19 protein-coding genes are annotated in these 21426 nt (G+C 64.9%); 9 read left to right on the top strand and 10 right to left on the bottom strand.

The window, feature by feature from the left end; genetic code table 11:
* The first annotated feature begins 21 nt into the window (after positions 1-21).
* Genes pdxH through DVU99_RS02695 form a run of 3 tightly spaced genes read left to right on the top strand, consistent with a single transcriptional unit; the run spans position 22 to position 1908 of the window.
* Positions 22-609, top strand: coding sequence for a pyridoxamine 5'-phosphate oxidase (gene pdxH / locus DVU99_RS02705; protein WP_114238668.1), 588 nt, complete (start codon positions 22-24; stop codon positions 607-609).
* 32 nt (positions 610-641) lie between these two features.
* Positions 642-1079: a secondary thiamine-phosphate synthase enzyme YjbQ gene (locus DVU99_RS02700; RefSeq protein WP_114238667.1), complete on the top strand. Its 438-nt coding sequence runs from the start codon at positions 642-644 to the stop codon at positions 1077-1079.
* A 4-nt stretch (positions 1080-1083) separates the two neighbouring features.
* On the top strand, positions 1084-1908 hold the full coding sequence (locus DVU99_RS02695; protein WP_114238666.1) for a cobalamin-binding protein: 825 nt from the start codon (positions 1084-1086) through the stop codon (positions 1906-1908).
* Between the two features lie 114 nt (positions 1909-2022).
* Here DVU99_RS02695 and DVU99_RS02690 read toward each other — a convergent pair whose 3' ends face one another.
* From DVU99_RS02690 to proC, 3 genes are read right to left on the bottom strand one after another with little or no spacing between them, the layout of a single operon-like run.
* A complete protein-coding gene (locus DVU99_RS02690; protein WP_114238665.1) occupies positions 2023-4077 on the bottom strand; it encodes a M13 family metallopeptidase in 2055 nt (684 codons plus the stop codon).
* Positions 4078-4108: 31 nt separating this feature from the next.
* Positions 4109-4684, bottom strand: a complete 576-nt coding sequence (locus DVU99_RS02685; protein WP_114238664.1) for a YggT family protein — start codon at positions 4682-4684, stop codon at positions 4109-4111.
* A complete protein-coding gene (gene proC / locus DVU99_RS02680; protein WP_114238663.1) occupies positions 4681-5505 on the bottom strand; it encodes a pyrroline-5-carboxylate reductase in 825 nt (274 codons plus the stop codon). The genes DVU99_RS02685 and proC overlap by 4 nt, the downstream gene beginning before the upstream one ends.
* 464 nt (positions 5506-5969) lie before the next feature.
* Between proC and DVU99_RS02675 the strand changes: the two genes are divergently transcribed.
* From DVU99_RS02675 to DVU99_RS02665, 3 genes are all read left to right on the top strand, one after another.
* Positions 5970-7007 carry a type IV pilus twitching motility protein PilT gene (locus DVU99_RS02675; protein WP_114238662.1) on the top strand — a complete coding sequence of 346 codons (1038 nt, stop codon included), beginning with the start codon at positions 5970-5972 and terminating at the stop codon, positions 7005-7007.
* A 116-nt stretch (positions 7008-7123) separates the two neighbouring features.
* Complete coding sequence (locus tag DVU99_RS02670) at positions 7124-8293, top strand: PilT/PilU family type 4a pilus ATPase (RefSeq protein ID WP_114238661.1); 1170 nt, start codon at positions 7124-7126, stop codon at positions 8291-8293.
* 795 nt (positions 8294-9088) lie between these two features.
* Positions 9089-12133, top strand: coding sequence for a TonB-dependent receptor (locus tag DVU99_RS02665; protein ID WP_114238660.1), 3045 nt, complete (start codon positions 9089-9091; stop codon positions 12131-12133).
* Between the two features lie 251 nt (positions 12134-12384).
* Here the strand turns inward: DVU99_RS02665 and DVU99_RS02660 are convergent, their stop codons facing one another.
* Positions 12385-12750: a BON domain-containing protein gene (locus DVU99_RS02660; protein WP_114238659.1), complete on the bottom strand. Its 366-nt coding sequence runs from the start codon at positions 12748-12750 to the stop codon at positions 12385-12387.
* Positions 12751-13158: 408 nt separating this feature from the next.
* On the opposite strand from DVU99_RS02660, the gene DVU99_RS02655 reads away from it, so the two are divergent.
* Together DVU99_RS02655 and DVU99_RS02650 are read left to right on the top strand one after the other, a co-directional pair.
* Positions 13159-13917 (top strand): hypothetical protein, encoded by a 759-nt coding sequence (locus tag DVU99_RS02655; RefSeq protein ID WP_114238658.1) that lies wholly within the window; start codon positions 13159-13161, stop codon positions 13915-13917.
* A gap of 64 nt (positions 13918-13981) precedes the next feature.
* Entirely contained in the window at positions 13982-14725 is a 744-nt protein-coding gene (locus DVU99_RS02650) for an MHYT domain-containing protein (protein ID WP_114238657.1), read from the top strand.
* 154 nt (positions 14726-14879) lie between these two features.
* Here DVU99_RS02650 and DVU99_RS02645 read toward each other — a convergent pair whose 3' ends face one another.
* The 6 genes from DVU99_RS02645 to gshB form a co-directional block, all read right to left on the bottom strand.
* On the bottom strand, positions 14880-16643 hold the full coding sequence (locus DVU99_RS02645; RefSeq protein WP_114238656.1) for a hypothetical protein: 1764 nt from the start codon (positions 16641-16643) through the stop codon (positions 14880-14882).
* A 96-nt stretch (positions 16644-16739) separates the two neighbouring features.
* A complete protein-coding gene (locus DVU99_RS02640; protein ID WP_114238655.1) occupies positions 16740-17666 on the bottom strand; it encodes an aspartate carbamoyltransferase catalytic subunit in 927 nt (308 codons plus the stop codon).
* 27 nt (positions 17667-17693) lie between these two features.
* Positions 17694-18125, bottom strand: a complete 432-nt coding sequence (gene ruvX / locus DVU99_RS02635) for a Holliday junction resolvase RuvX (RefSeq protein ID WP_114238654.1) — start codon at positions 18123-18125, stop codon at positions 17694-17696.
* Positions 18122-18697, bottom strand: a complete 576-nt coding sequence (locus DVU99_RS02630) for a YqgE/AlgH family protein (protein ID WP_114238653.1) — start codon at positions 18695-18697, stop codon at positions 18122-18124. Before DVU99_RS02630 ends, ruvX begins: the two co-directional genes overlap by 4 nt.
* Positions 18698-18780: 83 nt before the next feature.
* On the bottom strand, positions 18781-19647 hold the full coding sequence (locus DVU99_RS02625; RefSeq protein WP_232823419.1) for an energy transducer TonB: 867 nt from the start codon (positions 19645-19647) through the stop codon (positions 18781-18783).
* Positions 19644-20621: a glutathione synthase gene (gene gshB / locus DVU99_RS02620; protein WP_114238651.1), complete on the bottom strand. Its 978-nt coding sequence runs from the start codon at positions 20619-20621 to the stop codon at positions 19644-19646. Before gshB ends, DVU99_RS02625 begins: the two co-directional genes overlap by 4 nt.
* A gap of 396 nt (positions 20622-21017) precedes the next feature.
* Between gshB and DVU99_RS02615 the strand changes: the two genes are divergently transcribed.
* On the top strand, positions 21018-21419 hold the full coding sequence (locus DVU99_RS02615) for a PleD family two-component system response regulator (protein WP_304529040.1): 402 nt from the start codon (positions 21018-21020) through the stop codon (positions 21417-21419).
* The last annotated feature ends 7 nt before the right edge of the window (positions 21420-21426 follow it).

Genomic DNA, 21426 nt, shown 5'->3' with positions numbered 1-21426 from the left:
CGGCCACGATTCAAGACCCCCATGCTGAAACCAGAGATCCTCGACACCTTCCTGCAACTGTTGGACGAAGCCACGGCGGCTGGCGAGCCTGAGCCCACGGCCATGAACCTGGCCACGGTCGATGCAGCTGGCCGGGTCAGCTCGCGCATCGTGCTGCTCAAGGGCGCCGACGAGCGCGGCTTCCGCTTCTACACCAATTACGAAAGCGACAAGGGCAGCCAGCTCGACGCCCATGCGCAGGTGGCCCTGTGCTTCCACTGGAAGCAGCTGCGCGAAGGCGTGCAGGTGCGTGTCGAAGGCGTGGCGCGCAAGCTGCTGCCGGAAGAGTCCGATGCGTATTTCGCCAGCCGTCCGCGCGCCAGCCAGATCGGCGCCTGGGCCTCGCTGCAGTCGCAGACCCTGCCTGACCGCGATACCTTCGAGCAGCGCTTCGCGCGCTACGAGAAGGAGTTCGAAGGCCGTGATGTGGCGCGTCCCCCGCACTGGGGCGGCTACGTGATCGAGCCGGACATGGTGGAGTTCTGGTACGGCGCCCAGTTCCGCCTGCACGAGCGCGTGCGCTGGAGTCGCCACGGCCAGACCTGGACCAACCGCCTGCTCTATCCTTGATTGCCTGACCCCGCCATTCGGAGGCACGAAGCATGCGCGCAGCGCCCGCCGATCACGTTGCCCAGAATGGCTTTGTCGTGCACACGCGCGGCCGCGGCTTCACCGAGATCACCGACAAGGTGGGCGAGGTGGTGGCGGCCAGCGGCGTGCATACCGGCATGGCCAATATCTTCAGCCTGCACACCAGTTGCTCGCTGCTGATCAGCGAAAACGCCGATCCCACCGTGCGTGATGACCTGGAACGCTGGTTCGCCCGCGCCGTGCCCGATGGCGATGCGATCTTCCGGCACGACGAGGAGGGCCCGGACGACATGCCTGCGCACGTGCGAGCCATCCTCACTGGCGTCAGCCTGGTGGTGCCGGTGCATGCGGGCCGCGTGCAGCTGGGCACCTGGCAGGGCATCTATCTATGGGAACACCGCCTCGATCCGCACCAGCGCAAGATCACGGTGACCGTGCTGGGGCATTGAAGGCGTGAGCGAACAGGCGCACAAGGCCGACGGCTATCCGCAACGCATCGTCTGCCTCACCGAAGAACCCACCGAAGTGCTGTATGCGCTGGGCGAGCAGCACCGCATCGTCGGCATCTCCGGCTTCACCGTGCGTCCGTCGCGGGCGCGCAAGGAAAAGCCCAAGGTCTCCGCCTTCACCAGCGCGAAGATCGACGAAATCCTCAAGCTCGAGCCGGACTTCGTGATCGGCTTTTCCGATATCCAGGCGGATATCGCCCGCGAGCTGATCAAGGCCGGTGTAGAGGTGTGGATCAGCAACCATCGCAGCGTCGAGGGCATCCTGGCCTACGTGCGCCGCCTGGGCGCCATGGTAGGTGCTGGCGATAAAGCCGAGGCTTATGCACAGGCACTCGAGCAGCACATCGCCAGGGTGCAGTCCTCGGCGGCACGCTTCAGCCGGCGGCCCCGCGTGTATTTCGAGGAATGGGACGAGCCGTTGATCACCGGCATTCGCTGGGTGGCGGAGCTGATCCGCATGGCCGGTGGCGACGACGTGTTTCCTCAGATGGCGAGCGAATCGCTGGCCCGGCATCGCATCCTGGCCGATGGCAGCGCGGTGGTGGCGAAGGCGCCGGACATCATCCTCGGCTCATGGTGCGGCAAGCGCTTCCGGCCGGAGAAGGTGGTGGCACGCGAAGGCTGGGATGCGATTCCCGCCGTGCGTGCCGGTGAGCTCCATGAGATCAAGTCGCCGATCATCCTGCAGCCGGGGCCGGCGGCGTTGACCGATGGACTGGACGCGTTGCACGCGATTTTCGCGGCGTGGGAGAGGCGACAGCCGGTATAAGTACGGCCTGTGCCTGTAGGAGCGCACCCTATGCGCGACCGCCGTTCGCTTCGGCTGATCGCGCACAGGGTGCGCTCCTACACCATCAAAGGCGGCGCCTCACAGCGCGTGGCCTTACCAGATCTTCACGCGCTGGTTCTCGGGCCGCCACATCGGCTGGCCCGGCTTCACGCCGAACGCGTCGTAGAAATCCGGGATGTTCGACAGCGGGCCGTTCACACGCCACTTCGCCGGTGCATGCACGTCGCTGAGCAGGGCATTGCGCAGCAGCTCCTCGCGCTGCTGCGACAGCCAGCCCAGTGCATAGCCGAGGAAGAATCGCTGCAACGGCGTGTAGCCGGCGATCTTTTCGCCCTTCTTGTATTGCTCGGTCTTCTTGAACGCGTCCAGGCCGATCATCAGGCCGCCGAAGTCGGCGATGTTCTCGCCCAGGCTGGCCTCGCCGTTGATGTGCAGGCCAGGCAGCGGCTCGTAGGCGTTGAACTGCTTCACCATCACGTTGGCGCGCTGCTGGAATTTGGCTGCATCCTGCTTGGTCCACCAGTCGGTGAGGTTGCCCTTGGCGTCGAACTGGCGCCCCTGGTCGTCGAAGCCATGGGTGATTTCGTGCCCGATGGTGGACGCCGCGACGTAGCCATACACCACGGCATCATCGATCTCGTTGTCGTTGTAGCCGGGGATCATGAACTGCGCCGCAGGCAGCACGATCTCGTTGTTGGACGGGTTGTAGTAGGCGTTGTAGGTCTGCGGGGTCATCTCCCATTCGGTGCGGTCGACCGGCTTGCCGAACTTCGACACCATGTCGTTGAAGGCCCAGTGCTGCGCGTTCATCATGTTCTGCGCATACGACGCGCGACCGATGGTCAGCGCGGAGTAGTCCTTCCACTTGTCCGGGTAACCTACCTTCTTGGTCACCGCGGCGAGCTTGGCCTGGGCCTTGGCCTTGGTGGCCGGGCTCATCCAGTCGAGCCTGTCGATGCGCTCGCTGTAGGCGGTACGCACCGCTTCCACCATGGCGTTGTAGCGCTGCTTGCTGGCCTCGGAGAAGTAGTCCTTTACGTAGATGCGGCCGAGGATCATGCCCAGTGCATCGTTCTCGGCGCGCAGCACGCGCTTCCAGCGCGGCTTCTGCTGGCTCTGCCCGGACAGCACGTGGCCGTAGAAGTCGAAGTGCTCGTTGTTGAAGTCGTCGCTGAGGTAGGCCGCATAGGCGTCGGCCAGGTGCACGCGCAGGTAGTCGCGCAGCACCGGCAACGGCGTCCTGGCGAGCAACGCCTGCAGGCCGCTGAAGAATTCCGGCTGGCCGACGATCACGCTGGTGGCATTGAGCTTCCACGTGCCCAGGCGGGTGTTCCAGGCAATGGCCGGCGTGTACTTCGCGCTCAGCTGGTCAGGCGCCATCTTGTTGTAGTTCTTCAACGGATCGCGCAGGTCGGCCAGCGGGCGCGACACCTTGGCCAGCGCGGTCTCGAAAGCCATCACCTGGCTGGCGCTGGCCTTGGCGCTGGCGTCGTCCGCGCCGAGCAGGCGGAACATGCGATGCAGGTGCTCGACGTAGGCCGTGCGTGCCTTCACCACGCCCTTCTCGGTGTTGAAGTAGTAGTCGCGGTCGGGCAGACCCAGCCCGCCCTGGGCCAGGTGCACGGCCATCACGTCGCTGGCTTTCTCGTCCTGCGCCACGGCGAAGTCGAAGAACGCATCCACGCCTAGCGGTTGCAGCGCAAACGCCTCGTCGAGCACGCCGTTGAGGTCCCTGGCGGCATCGATGCGCGCCAGCTCGTCCTTCAGCGGGCTGATGCCCAGGCGATTGGCCAGGGCTTCGTCCATGCCGATGGACCAGAAGTCGCCCACCTTCTGCTCGTCACTGCCCTGCGAGGCGTTCTGCTTGGCCGCGTTTTCGCTGATGGTGCGCAGCTTGGCGTAGAGCTCGTCCTGCACGACCTGGCCAATGCCCCACGAGGCCTCTTCCGGCGGAATCGGGTGGCTCTTGAGCCACGCGCCGTTGGCGTAGTCGAAGAAGTCGTCACCCGGGTTCACTGAGGTATCGATATGCGAGGCCACCACGTCGGGCTTGGCGGCAGGCGCGGCGGCAAAGGCACAGCCGGTGGCCGCGGCGGCGAGGGCAAAGGCGAGCAGGCGGCGGCGCAGGCGATGCGAGGTCGCAATCATGGGATGTCCGGGGAAGGGGGAGGGGAGGGTTTTACAGGCCCAGGGCCAGGCGGGCGCCCAGGTCGGTCAGCGGCGAAACCACCAGCAGGCGCGCGAGGAGCAGCACGATCATGACCACCCACGGCGCGAAGTCCAGGCCGCCGGCCACCAGCCGTCCGCGCAGCGGGCGCAGCAGCGGGTCGACCAGGGCGCCGGCCAGGCGATAGACCGGATGGTAGTGCTCCACCTGGAACAGGCTCATCAGCGACCAGATGAAGATCAGCACCACATAGAACATGGCGATGAAGTCCAGCGTGTCGGCGATCGAGAGCAACACCAGCCCGAGCACGTGCGGAAACACACCGAGCAGGGCGAACAGCACCACGCGCTTGATCAGCATCAGCAGCCACACCAGCAGCAGGGCGGCCATGTTGATGCGCCGCCAGTTCGGCAGCACGCGCCGAATCGGCGCCAGGATCGGGTTGGTGGTGCGATAGACGAACTGGCTCAGCGGATTGTGGAAGTCCGCACGGCTGGCCTCCGCCAGCAGGCGCAAGATAAACAGCGCGGCCACGGCGCCGAAGGCCAGCTCGAGCAGAAAGGAGAGGGCGTTGACGAGGTAGCTCACGGGGTATCGTCCAGGGCTGCGGCCAGTTCACCGCCGCGGCGCGTGGCGGCGGCCACGGCACGTGCGACGACCTGGTGGAAGTGGTCGGCGGCAAAGCTTTCCAGTGCGGCCTGCGTGGTACCGTTGGGGGAGGTGACGCGCTGGCGCAATACGCCGGGGTCCTCGCCACTCTCGGCCAGCATGCGGCCTGCGCCCAGGCAGGCCTGGGCCGCGAGGGCGCGGGCTGTCTCGCGCGGCATGCCCTGGGCGAAGGCGGCGTCCTCCAGTGCTTCGACCATGGCGAAGAAATAGGCAGGGCTGGAGCCGGCGATGGCGGTCACGGTATCCATCAGCGCTTCGTCGTCCAGCCAGCGGGTGAGGCCCACCGCATCCATGATGTGCTGGGCCTGCGCGCGCTGTTCCGGACTCACCCGGCGGTTGGCGCAAAGGCCGGTGGCGCCCGCGCCGATGAGTGCCGGGGTGTTGGGCATGCAACGCACGATCGCCAGGGCGTGGCCGAACCAGCGCTCGAGCTGGTCGATGCGCACGCCCGCGGCGATGGAGATCAGCAGGGGGCGCTGACGGGCCAGGGTGTCCCTCAGTTCGGCATGGATCGCCGGCATGATCTGCGGCTTGACCGCCAGCACCAGCACATCGGCTTCGGCGGCGGCGAGGCGGTTTTCCGCGTAGCAGGCCACACCGAATTCGCGGCCCAACTCCTGGCGGGCATCGGCTCGGGGCTCGGCCACGCTGATGGCGGAGGTGGCGACGCCGGTCCTGAGCAGGCCGCCGATCAGGCTGCGCGCCATGTTGCCGCCACCGATGAATGCAATACGTGTCATGCAGGTTCCTCGCTTTTACGAGCGCTACCTTACCGGACCCCGGGGCAGCCGTCCCGTGGCCGGGGCGTCACGGGTCAAGTCTCGCCGTCGTCCGCCGGCCGGTGTAACTGCCGATGGTTGGGGCGCTGGCGAAGGCCTGGCTGGTCGGTTGGGCAGGCGGCGCAGCCATCCGGGGAATCGGGTGTACAGACGATGGCGAGCCTTGATCGGCCTCGCCCTCACGTGTGGGGTTACAGGGGGCTTGCGGGCGCAACTTCGAACCTGGTCCGCACTTTGGGTGCTAGGGCTTAGGAAAGACTGGTCGCCTGGGCCTTGCCGCGAGTAGTATCGGCCCGCTGCATGGGGAACCGGGTTTGGACCGTTCAGACGGCATCGGCGCAACGGCGCCGCGATGTCGTGTCCTTGGGTTGCCGCCCTCCCATGCAGGTTGCCATCCAGTTGATCGGCCTGAGGGGGAATGCCAGATGGATATCGCCGAACTGCTTGCCTTCTCGGTGAAGAACAAGGCCTCGGACTTGCACCTGTCCGCTGGCTTGCCACCGATGATCCGCGTCGACGGCGACGTTCGCCGCATCAACATCCCGGCGCTCGAGCACAAGCAGGTGCACTCGCTGATCTACGACATCATGTCGGACAAGCAGCGCCGCGATTACGAAGAATTCCTCGAGGTCGACTTCTCGTTCGAGATTCCCGGCCTGGCCCGTTTCCGCGTCAACGCGTTCAACCAGAACCGCGGCGCCGGTGCGGTGTTCCGTACCATTCCGTCCGAAGTGCTCACTCTCGACGACCTGGCCGCGCCCGCGGTGTTCCGTGAGCTGATCGAGCAGCCGCAGGGCTTGATCCTGGTCACCGGTCCCACCGGTTCGGGCAAGTCGACCACGCTGGCGGCGATGGTCGACCACATCAACAAGAACGAATACGGCCACATCCTCACCATCGAGGACCCAATCGAATTCGTGCACACCTCGCAGAAGTGCCTGGTCAACCAGCGCGAAGTGCATCGCGACACCCACGGCTTCAACGAGGCGCTGCGCTCGGCGCTGCGTGAAGACCCGGACTACGTGCTGGTGGGCGAGTTGCGCGACCTGGAAACCATCCGCCTGGCGCTGACCGCCGCGGAAACGGGCCACCTGGTGTTCGGCACCCTGCATACCAGCTCGGCCGCCAAGACCATCGACCGCATCATCGACGTGTTCCCCGCCGGCGAAAAGCCGATGGTGCGCTCGATGCTGTCCGAATCCTTGCGCGCGGTGATCTCGCAGTCGCTGCTGAAAAAGGTGGGTGGTGGCCGTATTGCTGCGCACGAGATCATGGTGGGCATCCCGGCGATCCGTAACCTGATCCGCGAGGACAAGGTGGCGCAGATGTATTCGTCGATCCAGACCGGCCAGCAGTACGGCATGCAGACGCTCGACCAGAACCTGCAGGACCTGGTCAAGCGTGGCCTGGTGACGCGCCAGCAGGCCGCGGGTTATGCCCGCAACAAGGACATTTTCAAGTGATGGAAGGGAATAGGGAGTAGGGAATAGAAAAGCCTGCGGCGTCACGCGGGCGGCATGGTTTCCCGCTCTTCCTATTCCCGATTCCCCATTCTCGATTCCCCGTTCCGGAGGAACCCATGAGCGATTTCGATTTCACCTCGTTCCTCAAGCTGATGGTGCACAAGAAGGCATCGGACCTGTTCATCACGGCCGGCGTCGCGCCCTCGATGAAGGTACAGGGCCGCATCGTGCCGATCACGCAGAGCCCGTTGTCGGCGCAGCAGGCGCGCGACATGGTGCTCAACGTGATGACGCCCTCGCAGCGTGAGGAGTTCGAAAAGACTCACGAGTGCCAGTTCGCCATTTCCGCGCAGGGCGTAGGCCGCTTCCGCGTGTCGTGTTTCTACCAGCGCAACTGCGTGGGCATGGTGCTGCGCCGCATCGAGTCGAAGATCCCGACCATCGAGGAGCTGAGCCTGCCGCCGGTGATCAAGCAGCTGGCGATGACCAAGCGAGGCATCAGCATCTTCGTCGGCGGCACGGGTACCGGTAAGTCCACCTCGCTGGCTTCGATGATCGGCTACCGCAACGCCAATTCGACCGGGCACATCATCACCATCGAGGACCCGATCGAATACGTGCACAAGCATGAGGGCTGCATCATCACCCAGCGCGAGATCGGTATCGACACGGACAGCTGGGAAAATGCGCTGAAGAACACGCTGCGCCAGGCGCCCGACGTCATCATGATCGGCGAAGTGCGTACGCGCGAGACGATGGAGCATGCGATCAACTTCGCGGAAACGGGCCACCTGTGCCTGTGCACGCTGCACGCCAACAACGCCAACCAGGCGATGGACCGCATCCTTCACTTCTTCCCGGAAGACCGCCGCTCCCAGCTGTTCATGGACCTGTCGCTGAACCTCAAGGGCGTGGTGGCGCAGCAGCTGATTCCCACGCCCGACGGCAAGGCGCGCCGCGTGGCGGTGGAGGTGCTGCTGGGTACGCCGCTGGTGCAGGACTACATCCGCCAGGGCGAGATCCACAAGCTCAAGGAAGTGATGAAGGAATCGACCAACCTCGGCATGAAGACCTTCGACCAGAGCCTGGTCGAGCTCTACCACGCCGGTGAGATCTCCTACGAAGACGCCCTGCGCCACGCCGACAGCTCCAACGAAGTGCGCCTGCGCATCAAGCTTGCCCAGGGTGGCGACGCCCACACGCTTTCGCAGGGCCTGGACGGCGTGGAGCTGGAAGAAACGCGCGACCAGCAGAACTTCGGCGGCAGCGGTCTGTTGCGGCGTTAAGTGCTGCCTCTCTGCACATGAAGAAGGAGCCCTGGGGCTCCTTCTTTGTTTCCGCTACCGCTTGTTGCCGTGCGCATGAGCGTATGGCGCGGTATCGATGAGACTCGGGCCTCGGCCATCGACGTTGCCCGCTGGCACGGGATTATTTGAAATTCGCTCAACTCGCGCGGGCAACCCGCGCGACGATGTCAGCGGCTGGCAGGGTGAGCTCCACCAGAGGCGGCCGGCCACGATGCGCTGGCTGCTAGGCAACGGTGTAGGTGCAGGCGGCGGCAGGGGACGTTTTCCCGTGCTCAGGCCCTTGTGCCACAGCCTTTCGCTATCCCCGGCCAGGTTTGGGCGGACCCCTTGTTGCGCGGTCGCGCCCGCCCTGGCCCATGGGCGTATTACGGCGTCGTTCTCGCAAAATATTGCGAACTAGAGGTGTGGTTAATTAATCAAATAGACACATCGACTTAAGTGGTTTTGGCCGCGCCGGGCGGCTGTCGCATGTGACGAAATTGGTGATAAAAAGTTACGAATCTGTTGTGAATCGTAAATACATGCGATATACAGCGGACTGCTCGTTGATGCCGGACAACGACGGAGGGGAGGGCTTCGGAAGCCCGCAGACGCCGTTTTCCGTTCAACACACCGTTGATTTTCTCTGAGCAGGGTCTCCAGGGCCCGTAGAACCCACATCCATCATTCGCAATAACTTGCGAATGATGCGATTACAAACAGTTGATGGGAGTACAACTCGTGAGTCATTTCGCTGCTTTTTCCAAGCGGCCGGGGGGCTGTTCGCCCTTGGCCATGGCCGTTGCGCTTGCGCTCGCAAGCACCGGCGCCCTCGCTCAATCAAACATCACCGGCGCCATTTTCGGCCAGGTGGCAGCCCAGTCCGGCAACACGGTCGAGATCAAGAGCCTCGACACCGGCCTGACCCGCTCCACCAATGTCGACAAGGATGGCCGCTATCGCTTTTCCTCGCTGCCGACGGGCCGTTACCAGGTCACCCTGAAGAACAACGGCTCCGATGTCAGCACGCGTGACAATGTCGAGCTGAGCATCGCTGGCGGTACCGAAGTCTCATTCGGCGCGGCAACTCAGGCTGGGGAAGCCAAGAATCTGGATGGTGTTTCCGTGGTGGCTTCGGCCCTGCCGGCGATCGACGTGTCGTCGGTCGATACCCGCACCGTATTCACCTCGGAGCAATTGGCCAAGCTGCCGATCGATCGCGAAATCTCCGCTGCTGCGATGCTCGCGCCGAGCGTGGTCGCCAACTCGAGTTACGGCGTGCCCAGCTTTGGTGGTGCGGCATCGTCCGAGAATGCCTACTTCATCAACGGCTATGCGGTGACCAATCCGCTGACATCCATCGGCTTCACCAAGCTGCCGTTCGACGCGATCGACCAGGAGCAGGTGCTGACGGGCGGTTATGGCGCCGAGTTTGGCCGCTCCACCGGCGGTGTGATCAATATCGTCACCAAGCGCGGCAGCAACAAGTTCAAGGGCGGCGTCTATACGAGCTGGGAGCCGGAAGCGCACCGCGCCGATCCGCGCAACAACTACTTCCCGAAGACCGGCGCGGCCAGCAACGCCAAGACCGACGGCACGCTGTATCAGTACCGCAACAAGAACCAGTACTGGAAGTCCACCGTAGGTGCCTACATCAGCGGCGCGTTGATCAAGGACCGCCTGTTCTACTACCTCGATGCCGAAGTGAATCGCCAGGAAGGTCGTAGCGTGCTGTCGTACTCGAACTCTTCGGGTGCCGCCTCGCGCATCGGCAACAGCGATTACAACTACAAGATCCCCCGCTGGACCGGCAAGATCGACTGGAACATCACCGATAACCATATCCTCGAGTTCACCGGGGTGTCGGACAAGACCCAGTACACCTCGAGCCGTTCGAGCTTCGACTACAAGACGCTGAGCCAGGGCAATACCAAGACCGGCGGTGTCTACACCAAGGACGGCGGCGACCTGTACATCGGCAAGTACACCGGTTATCTCACCGACGACCTCACGGTGTCGGCGCTGTACGGTACGCAGACGATCAACCACGTCCAGACCAACGACGGCTACGACCCGAACTGCCCGTACATCTCGCTGGGCGCGAGCGCGGCCGCCCCAGGCCAGGTCTACAACACCTGCCAGACGGCCGTGACCTCGACGATTCCGCTCGAGGGTGCCAATGACAAGACCAAGGGCTGGCGCCTGGATATCGAGTATCGCCTCGGTGACCACGATCTGCGTTTCGGCTATGACGCGCAGAACGCCAAGTCGTTCACCGGCAAGAAGTACGCGGGCGACTACGCCTGGGTGTACGGCAAGCAGACCAACCCCAATGCGCCCATCGACAGCAGCCTCGGCGTGATCGGCTCCCCCGCGTCGGCTGGCGGCTTCGGCACGCAGGGCTACTACGTCTACAAGTACTACAACACCCAGAGCGCGGGTGTCGAAACGGACCAGGCAGCCCAGTTCATCGAAGACCGCTGGCAGATCAACGACCGCTGGTTGCTCACGGTCGGCCTGCGTAATGAGCAGTTCACCAATTACAACAAGAATGGCGAGGCGTACATCAAGCAGCGTCACCAGCTGGCTCCGCGCATTGGTGCCTCGTGGGACGTCTATGGCGACTCGAGCCTGAAGGTGTTCGCCAATGCCGGTCGTTACCACCTGGCCGTTCCCAACAATGCGGCTGTGCGCAGCGTGTCCGGCTCGCTGATCAGCAGCCAGTATTTCACCTATACCGGCGTCGACCCGAAGACCGGCGTGCCGATCGGGCTCAACCCGATCGCGGTCGATCCGACCAGCAAGTACATCTGCCCGAACACCGGTGGCGTTTCCTCCAACCTGGAGTGCGGCCAGGCGCCGGACCCGCGCACCGTCGCGGCGAAGAACATCCGTTCGCATTACCAGGATGAGTACATCCTTGGCATGGAACAGCAGATCAACCCGAGCTACAACTGGGGTGCCAAGCTGACCTACCGCAAGCTGATGAGCGCGATTGACGACACCTGCACGCCGGTGCTCGGCGGGCGCTGCCTTACCTTCAACCCGGGTACGGGCAACACCTTCGACTTCCTGCAGCCCGACGGCAGCATCGTCACCAAGCATTTCAGCAAGGAAGAGCTGGGCCTGCCGGACCTCAAGCGCAAGTACTACGCGCTTGACCTCTACCTGGAGCACCCGTTTGCCGACAAGTGGTACGGCAAGCTGTCGTATACCTTCTCGCGCAACTACGGCAACACCGAAGGTCAGCTGGCCTCCGATCTGGATACCGGCGCCGGCGGCCAGACCGACGTGTCGCGTACGCAGGACTGGGATCTGCCGCAGCTGATGATCGGCTCCAATGGCCTGCTGCCGAACAACCGCACGCACCAGATCAAGGCATTCGGCTACTACCAGCTGAGCAACCAGTGGCGCTTTGGCGCGACCCTGATTGCGGCTTCGGGTCGCCCGAAGAATTGCACGAGCTATTACCCGACGGCGGACGCGGGCCTGTACAACGGCTCGTACTACTACTACTGCGGCCTGGCTGGTTCGGGTACCGCACCGGGTTCGGCGGGCTATGTGGCGCCGTCTGCAGACTACACGTTCTCGCCGCGCGGTTCGCATGGCAACACGCCGTGGACCTATCAGCTGAACCTCAACGTGGCCTACACGCCGGGCTGGGTCGACAACAAGCTGACGTTCCAGATCGACGTCATCAACGCGCTCAACCGCCAGACCCCGACGATGTACAACTATCGTTACTCGTCCAACCGGACCACGGTCAACCCGCTGTACGGCCGCGAGTTGAACTACACGGATCCGCGTTACTTCCGTTTCACCGCCCGCTACGACTTCTAAGCGGGAAGAACCTGTCGGGACCGCAGGGTGCCGAGCATGTTCCCAAAACCACCGGCATATGCCGGTGGTTTTTTTTCGTAGTCATTGTGTATCGAACACGAGCGGAGCCTGCGTCGAGTGGGGCAGTTTGTGCTTGTCGCTTGCAGTGACAGCGTAATGACTGTTGCGATGTACTTTTCGCCGCCTCAAGGGAAAGAAGGAGCCCATCGGGCTCCTTCTTTCAGCTACCGCCAGTTTCGGCGTGCAGGTGCTTATTTCGCGGTATCGCTGACGGTCAGGCCGCTGGCATCAACGCTCTTTACGCCCTTCACGCCCTTGGCGACCTGCTCGACCTTGTTCTTTTCGGTTGCACTGGCCGTCGTGCCGGTCAGCGAGACCACGCCATCCATGGTCGAGACCGAGATATCCGTGCTCTTGATGCCCTTGGTGGTGGCCAACTCCGATTTCACCTTGGTGGTGATCCAGGCATCGGCCGTCTTGTCGGGCACGGTCTGGTTATCCGATGGTTTCTGCATCGCGGCGTCCTGGGCTGCAACCTGCGCGAGCGGCACGACCGAGAAGGCGGCGGCCAGGCCAGCGGCGATCAGCGTCTTGCGGAACAGGTCGTGGGTGCGCATGGGAAATCTCCTGTAGTGGGGAAGCGCTGTCCATCGGACAGACGGTTGCCGCGGAGGCGGAAGCCGTGGGGACATCCAAGCAGCCTGAAGATGAATCGAAGATGGCTGCATGCGTGTTTCGTTCAGCGCACTTTTGCGCTTGCGAAGATCATGTCGTCGCAATGTCCTGGAATCGTTCGCGTGGATAAGATCGTGTCAATTGTGATGCACATCACATGGTGCGTCGCAGGTCGCGTGGCTGGACAAAAGCGGTGCGACAGGTTCCTGCGAATGTCTGTGGCGTAGCTGTCGTCGCTTTTCGCGAGGCGCCCGCCTGTCTCGCGAAGCGGCTTGTGAAACGGACATCCATACGGCACATTTGTCCGCGCTTCGGCGCATATGCGCGCTGGCTTGATTTCGGGGGGAATCATGGCCGAACTGGAAGTGCGGGTCGTTTCTGCGCGGCGTGAAGGCCTGCTCATCGAGCTGGGACGAGTGATCAACGAATACGGCCACGTGCTGGTTCGTCAACGCCTGGTTCCGGATGTGCAGGGTGCGTGCCTGACCCTGGTGCTGCGAGGGCCGGACGAACGCCAGCTGGCGTTGGAGGCGGCACTGGGTTCGCATCCACGGGTGATCAGCTTCGAATGCATGCGCACTCCGGGTGGCGCCATGCCGTCATCGACGGCCGCTCCGGTGGCGGAGCTTGCGCCGCTGATCCAGCCGGAGCTCTCTTTGGCGGTGGGTGCTGACGCCGCGCGGGTGGAGCGCATGCTGCCGAACCTCGCCAAGGATTACCCTCGGATATTTCCTTGGTTGATCAATCTCGAGTACGCCGTCGCGGCCGAGGCCCGCGACGCATCGCTGCACCTGGCTGGACGACGTACCGGGGCATGGGTGTACAAGCGGGACTTCGCCTTCGGCGCACGACTCGCGCTGAACGATGCGATCAAGCGAATCGCCTTGCCTGCACTGCGCGTGCTGGTGTCGGTCGAACAGCACGGGGACCAGTTGCACGTGCGCGGCTGTCCGCTGTGCCAGCCTGGCTCGCTGTCCGGGGGGCGTTTTTTCTGCGGTTTCATCGAGGGCGTGCTCGCCGAATCGGTCGATGCTGTCACGCTGTCTGTGCGGGAAAGCAGCTGTCACAGCCAGGGCGCACCCACGTGCGTGTTCGATATCACCCACTGACCGCCTTGCGTTGGCGCGAAGGCCGTCACCGGGTCACCGAGGCCATCAACTCCAGGGGATCTACATGCAGGAGATGCATCAGCACTACAACATGCTGCTGGTTGTCTTGTCGTACCTCGTATCCGTGCTCGGCTCGTTCACCGCGTTGCAGATTGCGCTGGGCATTCCGCTCGCGCGATCCGGCAAGCAACGCTTGACGTCAATCGTGGCCGCAGGGGCTGCGATGGGAGGCGGTGCCATCTGGGCGATGCACTTCATTGCCATGCTCGCCTGCAACCTGGGCGTGCAGGTCACTTACGACATGGTGCTGACCGGCGTGTCGGCCCTGCTGGCGATCGTGGCCTGCTCACTCGGCCTGGCCATCGTGGGCTCGGGAACGTTCCGCTTCGTCAACCTGCTGTTCGCCGGGGTGCTGATGGGGCTCGGCGTGGCCGGCATGCACTACCTCGGCATGATGGCGATGCTGACCTCCGCGCAGGTCTCCTATGACGGTGGCGTGGTGGTGTTGTCGGTGGCCATTGCGGTGATCGCTTCGATGGCGGCGCTGTGGCTGGCATTCAACCTTCGCGGCCGCTGGCAGATGCTGGGTAGCGCATTGGTGATGGGAGTGGCCGTGTGCGGCATGCACTACACCGGCATGGGCGCGCTGCAACTGAGCGAAGGCGACACGTTGCCAGCGGGCTTCGACCAGGGGTTGCGCGGCGAGTACCTGGGCCTGGTGATCTTCGGCCTGGTGGCGCTGATGCTCGTACTGTCTCTGGGCATCAGCCTGGTGCGCCAGCAGCGGCGGGCGGGGCTCAGCATCTAACCGGTCGCTGGCCATCGCCAGGGGCAAGTGACCTTGGTGCGGATTCAGGTTGTCGCGCCGGGCTGCGTGGGTTGATGGTGGCTTGGTTGGCCGTTATCAGCAAAAAAGCGGGGCGCCTTGGCGCCCCGTTTTCCTGTTTCACGCTGAAGAAGGCTTACTTCAGCTCGGTCTGGCTGGTGATCACCAGGCCGTCGCGTTCCATGTGCATCTCGCCACTGAGCGACTTGATGCGCTCGGCCTGGGCCTGCATCGACTCGAACTGCGCGCGGGTGCGCTCGATGTTCGCCTTGGCCGTGGCGGCGGCATCGGGATCGTCCGTTTCCGTCGAGGCGGTGAGCTCGGCGATGTGTTCGGCCTTGGCCGCCATCGCCTTCACCCATGCCTGGTACATCTCGCCGCTGAGGTTCAGGCGGCCGAGGCGGCCGGCATCGCCGGTCGGTGCCTTGAGCAGGTCGCCGAGCTTGGCGTCTTCGCCCGGGCCGATCGCCAGGGCCAGTGCCTTCGGGCTCATCGCGGCCCACACCGGCGTGCCGAACGGAGCGGTGACCTCCGGCGGCAGCGGTACCACCTTGCCGTCGTTGCTGAGCTTGAGCTGCGACAGGCCAGAGGCAGCCATCTGCGCCATGGCCACGAGGCCGGCCGGATTGGAGGTGGCTACCAGCACGCGGCCGCTGAACTTGGGCATGGAGTCGTTGCTGCCGGGCTCGAAGCTATCCAGCGCCACGCGCAGGCCCAGCAGGTCGCCTACCGGAGGCACCGCCGCCTGCTGCGACATCATGCCGATCTTGGCGAAACCTTCGTTGAGGTCGGCGAGTGCCGGGCAGGTGAACGGCTTGGCGGCCACGGCATCGGCCTGGGCGCTCCAGAACGGCCGCAGCTGGGCCACCGGCACGGCAAGGCTGATGTCGAACGGGGCGGTGCCGTCGGCGCCGAGGCCCGGCAGTTCCACCTTGAGGCTGGCAAAGGCCTTGGTGATGTCATCGGCCAGCGCCACGTCCCAGCGCAGGTTCTGGTGCTTTTCATCGAGCTTGCTATAGCCGAAGCTCAGCGAGGGCACGCGTGAGGCGATGCGGGTGGCTTCACCCTCGCAGCTGGGCGCGATCTGCAGCTGGTTGGCCACCGGCTCGCCGGTCTTGGCCGACTCGGCCTCGGCGCGCGTCTTGCGCAGTGCATTGAACATCGGATCCTTGCCGCTGGCTGCCAGTGGCAGCAAGCGGGTCAGGTCGACCTGGCCAATCGCCCACGGCTGGTAACCCTTGGCCTTGGCCAGCTTTTCCAGGCGATCGTCGTCCTGGATGCTCTTGGACGGACGGTCCAGACCCAGCGCGAGGCGCAGGGTGGATTCGGGCGCATCGGTGGGCAGCAGGGCGGCGACGGCCTGCTTGCCGACCGTGGCCAGCACTACCTGCACGCCGACGTCGGCGGCGACATGACGGCGATAGTTGAGGTTGCCCAGCGTGGCCTTTTCGAAGGGCTTGCCGTAGGCGGCCTCCAGGCGGCCCACGAACGCTTCGAAGGCATTGGGGTCGACCAGCTCGAAACGCACCACCGGCGACAGGCCCAGGCCGTAGAAGGCGGAGTGGCCCTTGATGTTGAGGCCGGCGTTCTGTGCGAACGACTCGATGGTCTTGCCATCCAGTTCGGCGATCAGCGCCTTGAGCAGGCGCGAGGCGTCCGGATCCTTTTCAGCCAGGTCGTCGGCGGTGGCGCGCAGTTGGGTCAGTTCCGACGGCAGCTGGGCGTCGGCCTGGGCCAACAGGGCCTTGCGGGTGTCGTCGTCGAGCACGTCCAGATTGGCTACCACGTAGGGCGTGTCCGCCGGTACGAAGGCGAGCGGAGCGTCCTTGTCCTTGTGGTGGCATGCAGCCAGCAGCACGCCGGCGAGGCCCAGCGCAACGATGCGCGTCGTCGATCGCATGTCTATTCCCTTGAAGAAGTGGGTATTGCGGCGCGCATTATGCCCGGATTCGCAACATGCCGCGGTGCGTCAGGCGCGCGCCGGAGGGGGCGGGGTTCAGCGCCCCAGCACTTCGGCCAGCACCGCCATGCGCACGAACACGCCGTTGCCGACCTGCTCGAGGATGCGCGACTGCGGGCCGTCGGCCACCTCGGAGGCAATCTCGATGCCCCGGTTGAGCGGGCCCGGGTGCATCACCAGGGCTCCCCGGGCAGCGCGTTCCAGGCGGCGGTTGTCCAGGCCATAGCGTTCGTAATAGGCGGCCTCGTCGGGGAGGTCGGTGGCAGCCATGCGCTCCTTCTGCAGGCGCAGCATGATCACCACGTCCGCGCCCTCGACCGCGGCGTCGAAGTCGTCTGTCAGCACGCATTGCGGAAACTCTGCCGGGTCCGGCATCAATCCGCGCGGCGAGCACAGGCGGATCTCCTTCACGCCCAGCGCGGCCAGCGCATGCACGTCCGAGCGCGCCACGCGCGAGTGCTTGACGTCGCCGCAGATCACCACGGTGAGCTTGCTGAAGTCCGGCCGGTGCTGGCGGATGGTCAGCATGTCCAGCAGGCCCTGGGTCGGATGCGCCCGGTTGCCGTCGCCGGCATTGATCACCGACACGCCGCTCATGGCGTGGCGCACCAGTTCCTCCGGCGTGCCGGAGACCTTGTGGCGCACCACGATGGCGTCCAGGTGCATCGCTTCGAGCGTATGCAGCGTGTCGAACAGCGCCTCGCCCTTGCTGGTGGAGGAAAAGCCGATGTCGAAGTTGATCACGTCCGCGCCAAGGCGCCGGGCCGCCAGTTCGAACGACGTGCGTGTGCGCGTGGACGGCTCGAAGAACAGGTTGAGGATGGTGCGGCCGGCCAGCAGGTCCATCTTGCGCGTGCCATGTGCGCAGCCGTCGCGCATCGCCTCCGCGCGATCGAGCAGGCGCTCGATGGTGTCGCGGGAGAGGTGTTCGAGCGTGGTGAGATGGCGCAGGCGTTGGCTCATGGCAGGCAGGGAGTCCGGTGGCAAGGGTCAGTGGGTGGGTTCGGCGCTCGCCAGCCAGCGTTCGAGGATGACGGCGGCGGCCTCGGCGTCGATGGTGGCCGCATCACTGCGCCTCTTCAGGCCGGCCGCGCGCGCGCCGGCAAAGCGCTCGGCGGCTTCGCGCGAGCTGTGTCGTTCGTCGGTAAGCGCCACCGGCAGGCCGTAGCGCTGGCCCAGCTTCTCGGCGAAGCGACGCGCTCCGCGGCTGGCGCGTTGTTCTTCGCCGTCCAGGGTCAGCGGCAGGCCCACGACCAGGGACTCGGGCTGCCACTCCTTGCGCAGGGCGTCGAGCCGGTTCCAGTCGGGTTCGCCATCCTTCACCGGGATTGCGGCCAGCCCGCGCGCGCTGCCGGTGATGCGATTGCCGACCGCGACACCGAGCAGGCGGCTGCCGTAGTCGAAGCCAAGCACACAGCTCATGCGTGGCCCGCGTAGCCAGGCAGTTGCAGCGGGTCCACGCCGACCAGGCCGGCAGCGGCGCTCCAGCGCTCCTCAAGCGGCGTATGGAACACCACGCGCTCGCTCGCCTCGGCGGTGAGCCAGGTGTTGTCCTTCAGTTCCTGCTCAAGCTGGCCCGCGCTCCAGCCGGCGTAGCCGAGCGCCATCACGGCCAGGCGCGGGCCCTCGCCGTGGGCCATGGCCACCAGGATGTCGCGCGAGGTGGTGACCGACCAGTCGGCGTTGATGCGGTAGCTGGATTCCCAGTGCCCGGGCTCGCGGTGCAGCACGAAGCCGCGTTCCTGCTGCACCGGGCCGCCGATCAGCACGGGCGCGTCAGCCAGTTCCGGGTCGCTGCACTCCAGCTTCATCTGGGCCAGCACGTCGCTGAGGCGGTATTCGGACAGCTGGTTGACCAGCAGACCCACGGCGCCGTCTTCATCGTGCTGGCAGATGAAGGCCACGCCGCGGGAGAAGGGCGGCTCGGCCAGGCTGGGCATGGCGATCAGGAACTGGCCGGCGAGGGACTGGGACTGGGGTCGGGAAGCAGGCATGGGGGCATTGTAAGCCCTGTGGCCGGAGCGTGCGTGTTGCGGTGACCGCCACGTGAAATCGTGGGGTGCGACGCCTGCAGCGCTCAGCGGCTGCGCAGCACGTCGTTGGGCATGAATTGCCAGGTCCGGGTGATGTTCAGCTCGTCGATGCGGTCCTTGTCCTCGGGGATCGCCGGGAACGGCGCGGCCAGCCGCACGATGCGCTGAGCGGCGGCATCGAGCAGCGGCTGGCCCGAGCTTTGCACCACCTCGATGCCCTTCACCGAGCCATCGCGGTTGAGTGTCACCGTCATCAGCACGTCCCCGTGCAGGCCGCGGCGACGCGCCTCGTTGGGGTAATTGAGGTTGCCCACCCGCTCCACCCGGTCGACCCAGCCACGCATGTAGGCGGCATAGGCGTATTCCTTGGTGTTGGAGGAGATGAATTTCTTCTTCGGGCGCTTGGCGTAGTTCTCGATGCTGTTGCGCCGCTCCGCGGCCAGCTGGGCCATTTCCTGCTGGCGCTTCACGTCGCTGGGCGATTCGGGCAGGTCCTGCGGGGTCTGCTCCAGCTTGGCGGTATCGGTGCTGACGCTGTAATGGCTGTTGCCGGTGGTGGTGAGCAGCTTGTCGTCCGTAGCTTCCTGCGGGCGCGGTGCGCTGGCCTGGACCGGCTGGGGTGCGACGCCCGGGGTGGGCGTGGGCAGCAGTCCCGACACCGGCTGCGACGGGCGGGCGGCCTTGTCGCTTTCGCCGCCGCCGCTGTTGTTGGCCTGGGCCAGGAAGTCGGCCTTGTCGGGCGCCTCGCGGTTGGCCACGTCGACCAGGGTCACGTCCAGCGTCGGCAGGCTGGGCCTGGACTTCACGTAACTGAAGCCGATGCCGAGGATCAGCACGCCGTGCAGCAGGAGCGAGAAAAGCATCGTGGCGCCGATCATGTCGGCGCCGGTGCGGACAGCTGGTTGGCTCACGCGGCGCGGGTTCCGGTTCGGTTCTGTTCGATGACGTCGAACAACTGGCCGGCAATATTAAGCCCGAACTGGGCATCGAGTTCGCGGGCACAGGTTGGCGATGTGACGTTGATCTCGGTGAGATAGTCGCCGATCACGTCCAGGCCCACGAACCACAGGCCGCGCCGGCGCAGTTCCGGTGCCACCTGGGACACGATCCAGCGATCGCGCTCGCTCAGCGGCACGCCCACGCCGCGGCCGCCGGCGGCCAGGTTGCCGCGGAACTCGTTGCCCTGGGGGATGCGGGCCAGGGCATAAGGCACCGGTTCGCCGTCGATGACCAGGATGCGCTTGTCGCCCTGGGTGATCTGGGGGATGTACTTCTGGGCCATGGTGAACTGGCGGTGCTCGCCATGCGGACCCGCGGCGATCAGCGTCTCCAGCATGGAGTTGAGGTTGGTGTCGCCGGCGCTGACCCGGAAGATGCCGCGCCCGCCCATGCCGTCCAGCGGCTTGAGCACCACCTCGCCGTGGCTGGCCACGAAGGCCCGCAGCTCGGCGGCGTCGCGGGACACCAGGGTGGGCGCCATGCATTGCGGGAAGTGCATGGCGAACAGCTTCTCGTTGCAGTCGCGCAGGGCCTGGGGCCGGTTGACCACGGTGACGCCCCTGCGCTCGGCCAGCTCGGCCACCATGGTGTCGTAGACGAACTGGGCGTCGACCGGGGGATCCTTGCGCATCAGCAGCACGTCGATGTCCCCCAGGTCGCGCCACTCGGGCACCCCCAGCACATACCAGCCGGCCGGGTCATCCCGTACCGACAGCGGGGCCAGCCGCCCCCAGGCTTCGCCGCCGCGGATGGCCAGGTCGCCCTGTTCGAGGTAGAACAGCGCATGCCCACGCCGCTGGGCCTCCAGCAGCATGGCGAAGGTGGTGTCCTTGGCAATCTTGATCGATCCGATCGGATCCATCAGCACGGCGACCGAGAGGGTCATCGTCATTCTCCGGTAGTAGAGCCTGTTCACTATGCGCCCCGCCCAGGACCGGGCGGGGACGGGGAGTGTATGTTGTCCGTCGCCGCCACGGACGCCTTTTCCGGGTCATCGCCGTCCCCGGGACGGCGATGGTCAGGGCGCCCCGGTCGGCCCCACGATCGAGGTGATTCCCGGGACGGGTACTCAATTCAATGACGTAGGACGCTTCACGTGAGATTTCAGCTTGACGTCACGTCGGGCAGGCGGTAAACAGCAACGCACGAGTGCCTGCCGGCTGAATGGATGTCGTACGTCGTAGGAAACTTTGCCAGTTTTTCTTCTCCACAAGAGGCAGCCGGCCTGTGGCCGGTACTTGCACGATTTACCTGAGCCTGGGGCGGGTCGCAGGGGGGTGTTGTGAACTTGAACATAAGTGGAAATGGCCTGGCCGGCCTCAAGGTCATGGTTATCGATGACTCGAAGACCATTCGTCGAACCGCCGAAACCTTGCTGAAAAAAGAAGGTTGCGACGTGCTTACGGCGGTGGACGGATTCGAGGCACTGGCCAAGATCTCCGACCAGAAACCCGCCATCATCTTCGTCGACATCATGATGCCGCGACTCGACGGCTATCAGACCTGCGCGCTGATCAAGAACAATCCGCAGTTCCGCGGCACGCCGGTCATCATGCTCAGCTCGAAGGACGGCCTGTTCGACAAGGCCCGCGGCCGCATCGTCGGCGCCGAGCAATACCTGACCAAGCCGTTCACCCGAGACGAGCTGCTTGGTGCCATCCATCGTCATGTCAGCACGGTGTAATACCGGC

Source organism: Dyella sp. C9 (assembly GCF_003332825.1).
In the GTDB taxonomy this organism is placed as follows: Bacteria; Pseudomonadota; Gammaproteobacteria; order Xanthomonadales; family Rhodanobacteraceae; genus Dyella.
The sequence above is the reverse complement of the archived record's forward strand: the minus strand, read 5'-3'. Positions and strand labels throughout refer to the sequence as shown.

Coding starts and splice junctions, on each gene's coding strand:
- pdxH (WP_114238668.1), top strand. CDS start 22: ATGCTGAAACCAGAGATCCTCGACACCTTCCTGCAACTGTTGGACGAA.
- DVU99_RS02700 (WP_114238667.1), top strand. CDS start 642: ATGCGCGCAGCGCCCGCCGATCACGTTGCCCAGAATGGCTTTGTCGTG.
- DVU99_RS02690 (WP_114238665.1), bottom strand. CDS start 4,077: ATGATTGCGACCTCGCATCGCCTGCGCCGCCGCCTGCTCGCCTTTGCC.
- proC (WP_114238663.1), bottom strand. CDS start 5,505: ATGACACGTATTGCATTCATCGGTGGCGGCAACATGGCGCGCAGCCTG.
- DVU99_RS02675 (WP_114238662.1), top strand. CDS start 5,970: ATGGATATCGCCGAACTGCTTGCCTTCTCGGTGAAGAACAAGGCCTCG.
- DVU99_RS02670 (WP_114238661.1), top strand. CDS start 7,124: ATGAGCGATTTCGATTTCACCTCGTTCCTCAAGCTGATGGTGCACAAG.
- DVU99_RS02665 (WP_114238660.1), top strand. CDS start 9,089: ATGGCCGTTGCGCTTGCGCTCGCAAGCACCGGCGCCCTCGCTCAATCA.
- DVU99_RS02660 (WP_114238659.1), bottom strand. CDS start 12,750: ATGCGCACCCACGACCTGTTCCGCAAGACGCTGATCGCCGCTGGCCTG.
- DVU99_RS02655 (WP_114238658.1), top strand. CDS start 13,159: ATGGCCGAACTGGAAGTGCGGGTCGTTTCTGCGCGGCGTGAAGGCCTG.
- DVU99_RS02650 (WP_114238657.1), top strand. CDS start 13,982: ATGCAGGAGATGCATCAGCACTACAACATGCTGCTGGTTGTCTTGTCG.
- DVU99_RS02645 (WP_114238656.1), bottom strand. CDS start 16,643: ATGCGATCGACGACGCGCATCGTTGCGCTGGGCCTCGCCGGCGTGCTG.
- DVU99_RS02640 (WP_114238655.1), bottom strand. CDS start 17,666: ATGAGCCAACGCCTGCGCCATCTCACCACGCTCGAACACCTCTCCCGC.
- ruvX (WP_114238654.1), bottom strand. CDS start 18,125: ATGAGCTGTGTGCTTGGCTTCGACTACGGCAGCCGCCTGCTCGGTGTC.
- DVU99_RS02630 (WP_114238653.1), bottom strand. CDS start 18,697: ATGCCTGCTTCCCGACCCCAGTCCCAGTCCCTCGCCGGCCAGTTCCTG.
- gshB (WP_114238651.1), bottom strand. CDS start 20,621: ATGACCCTCTCGGTCGCCGTGCTGATGGATCCGATCGGATCGATCAAG.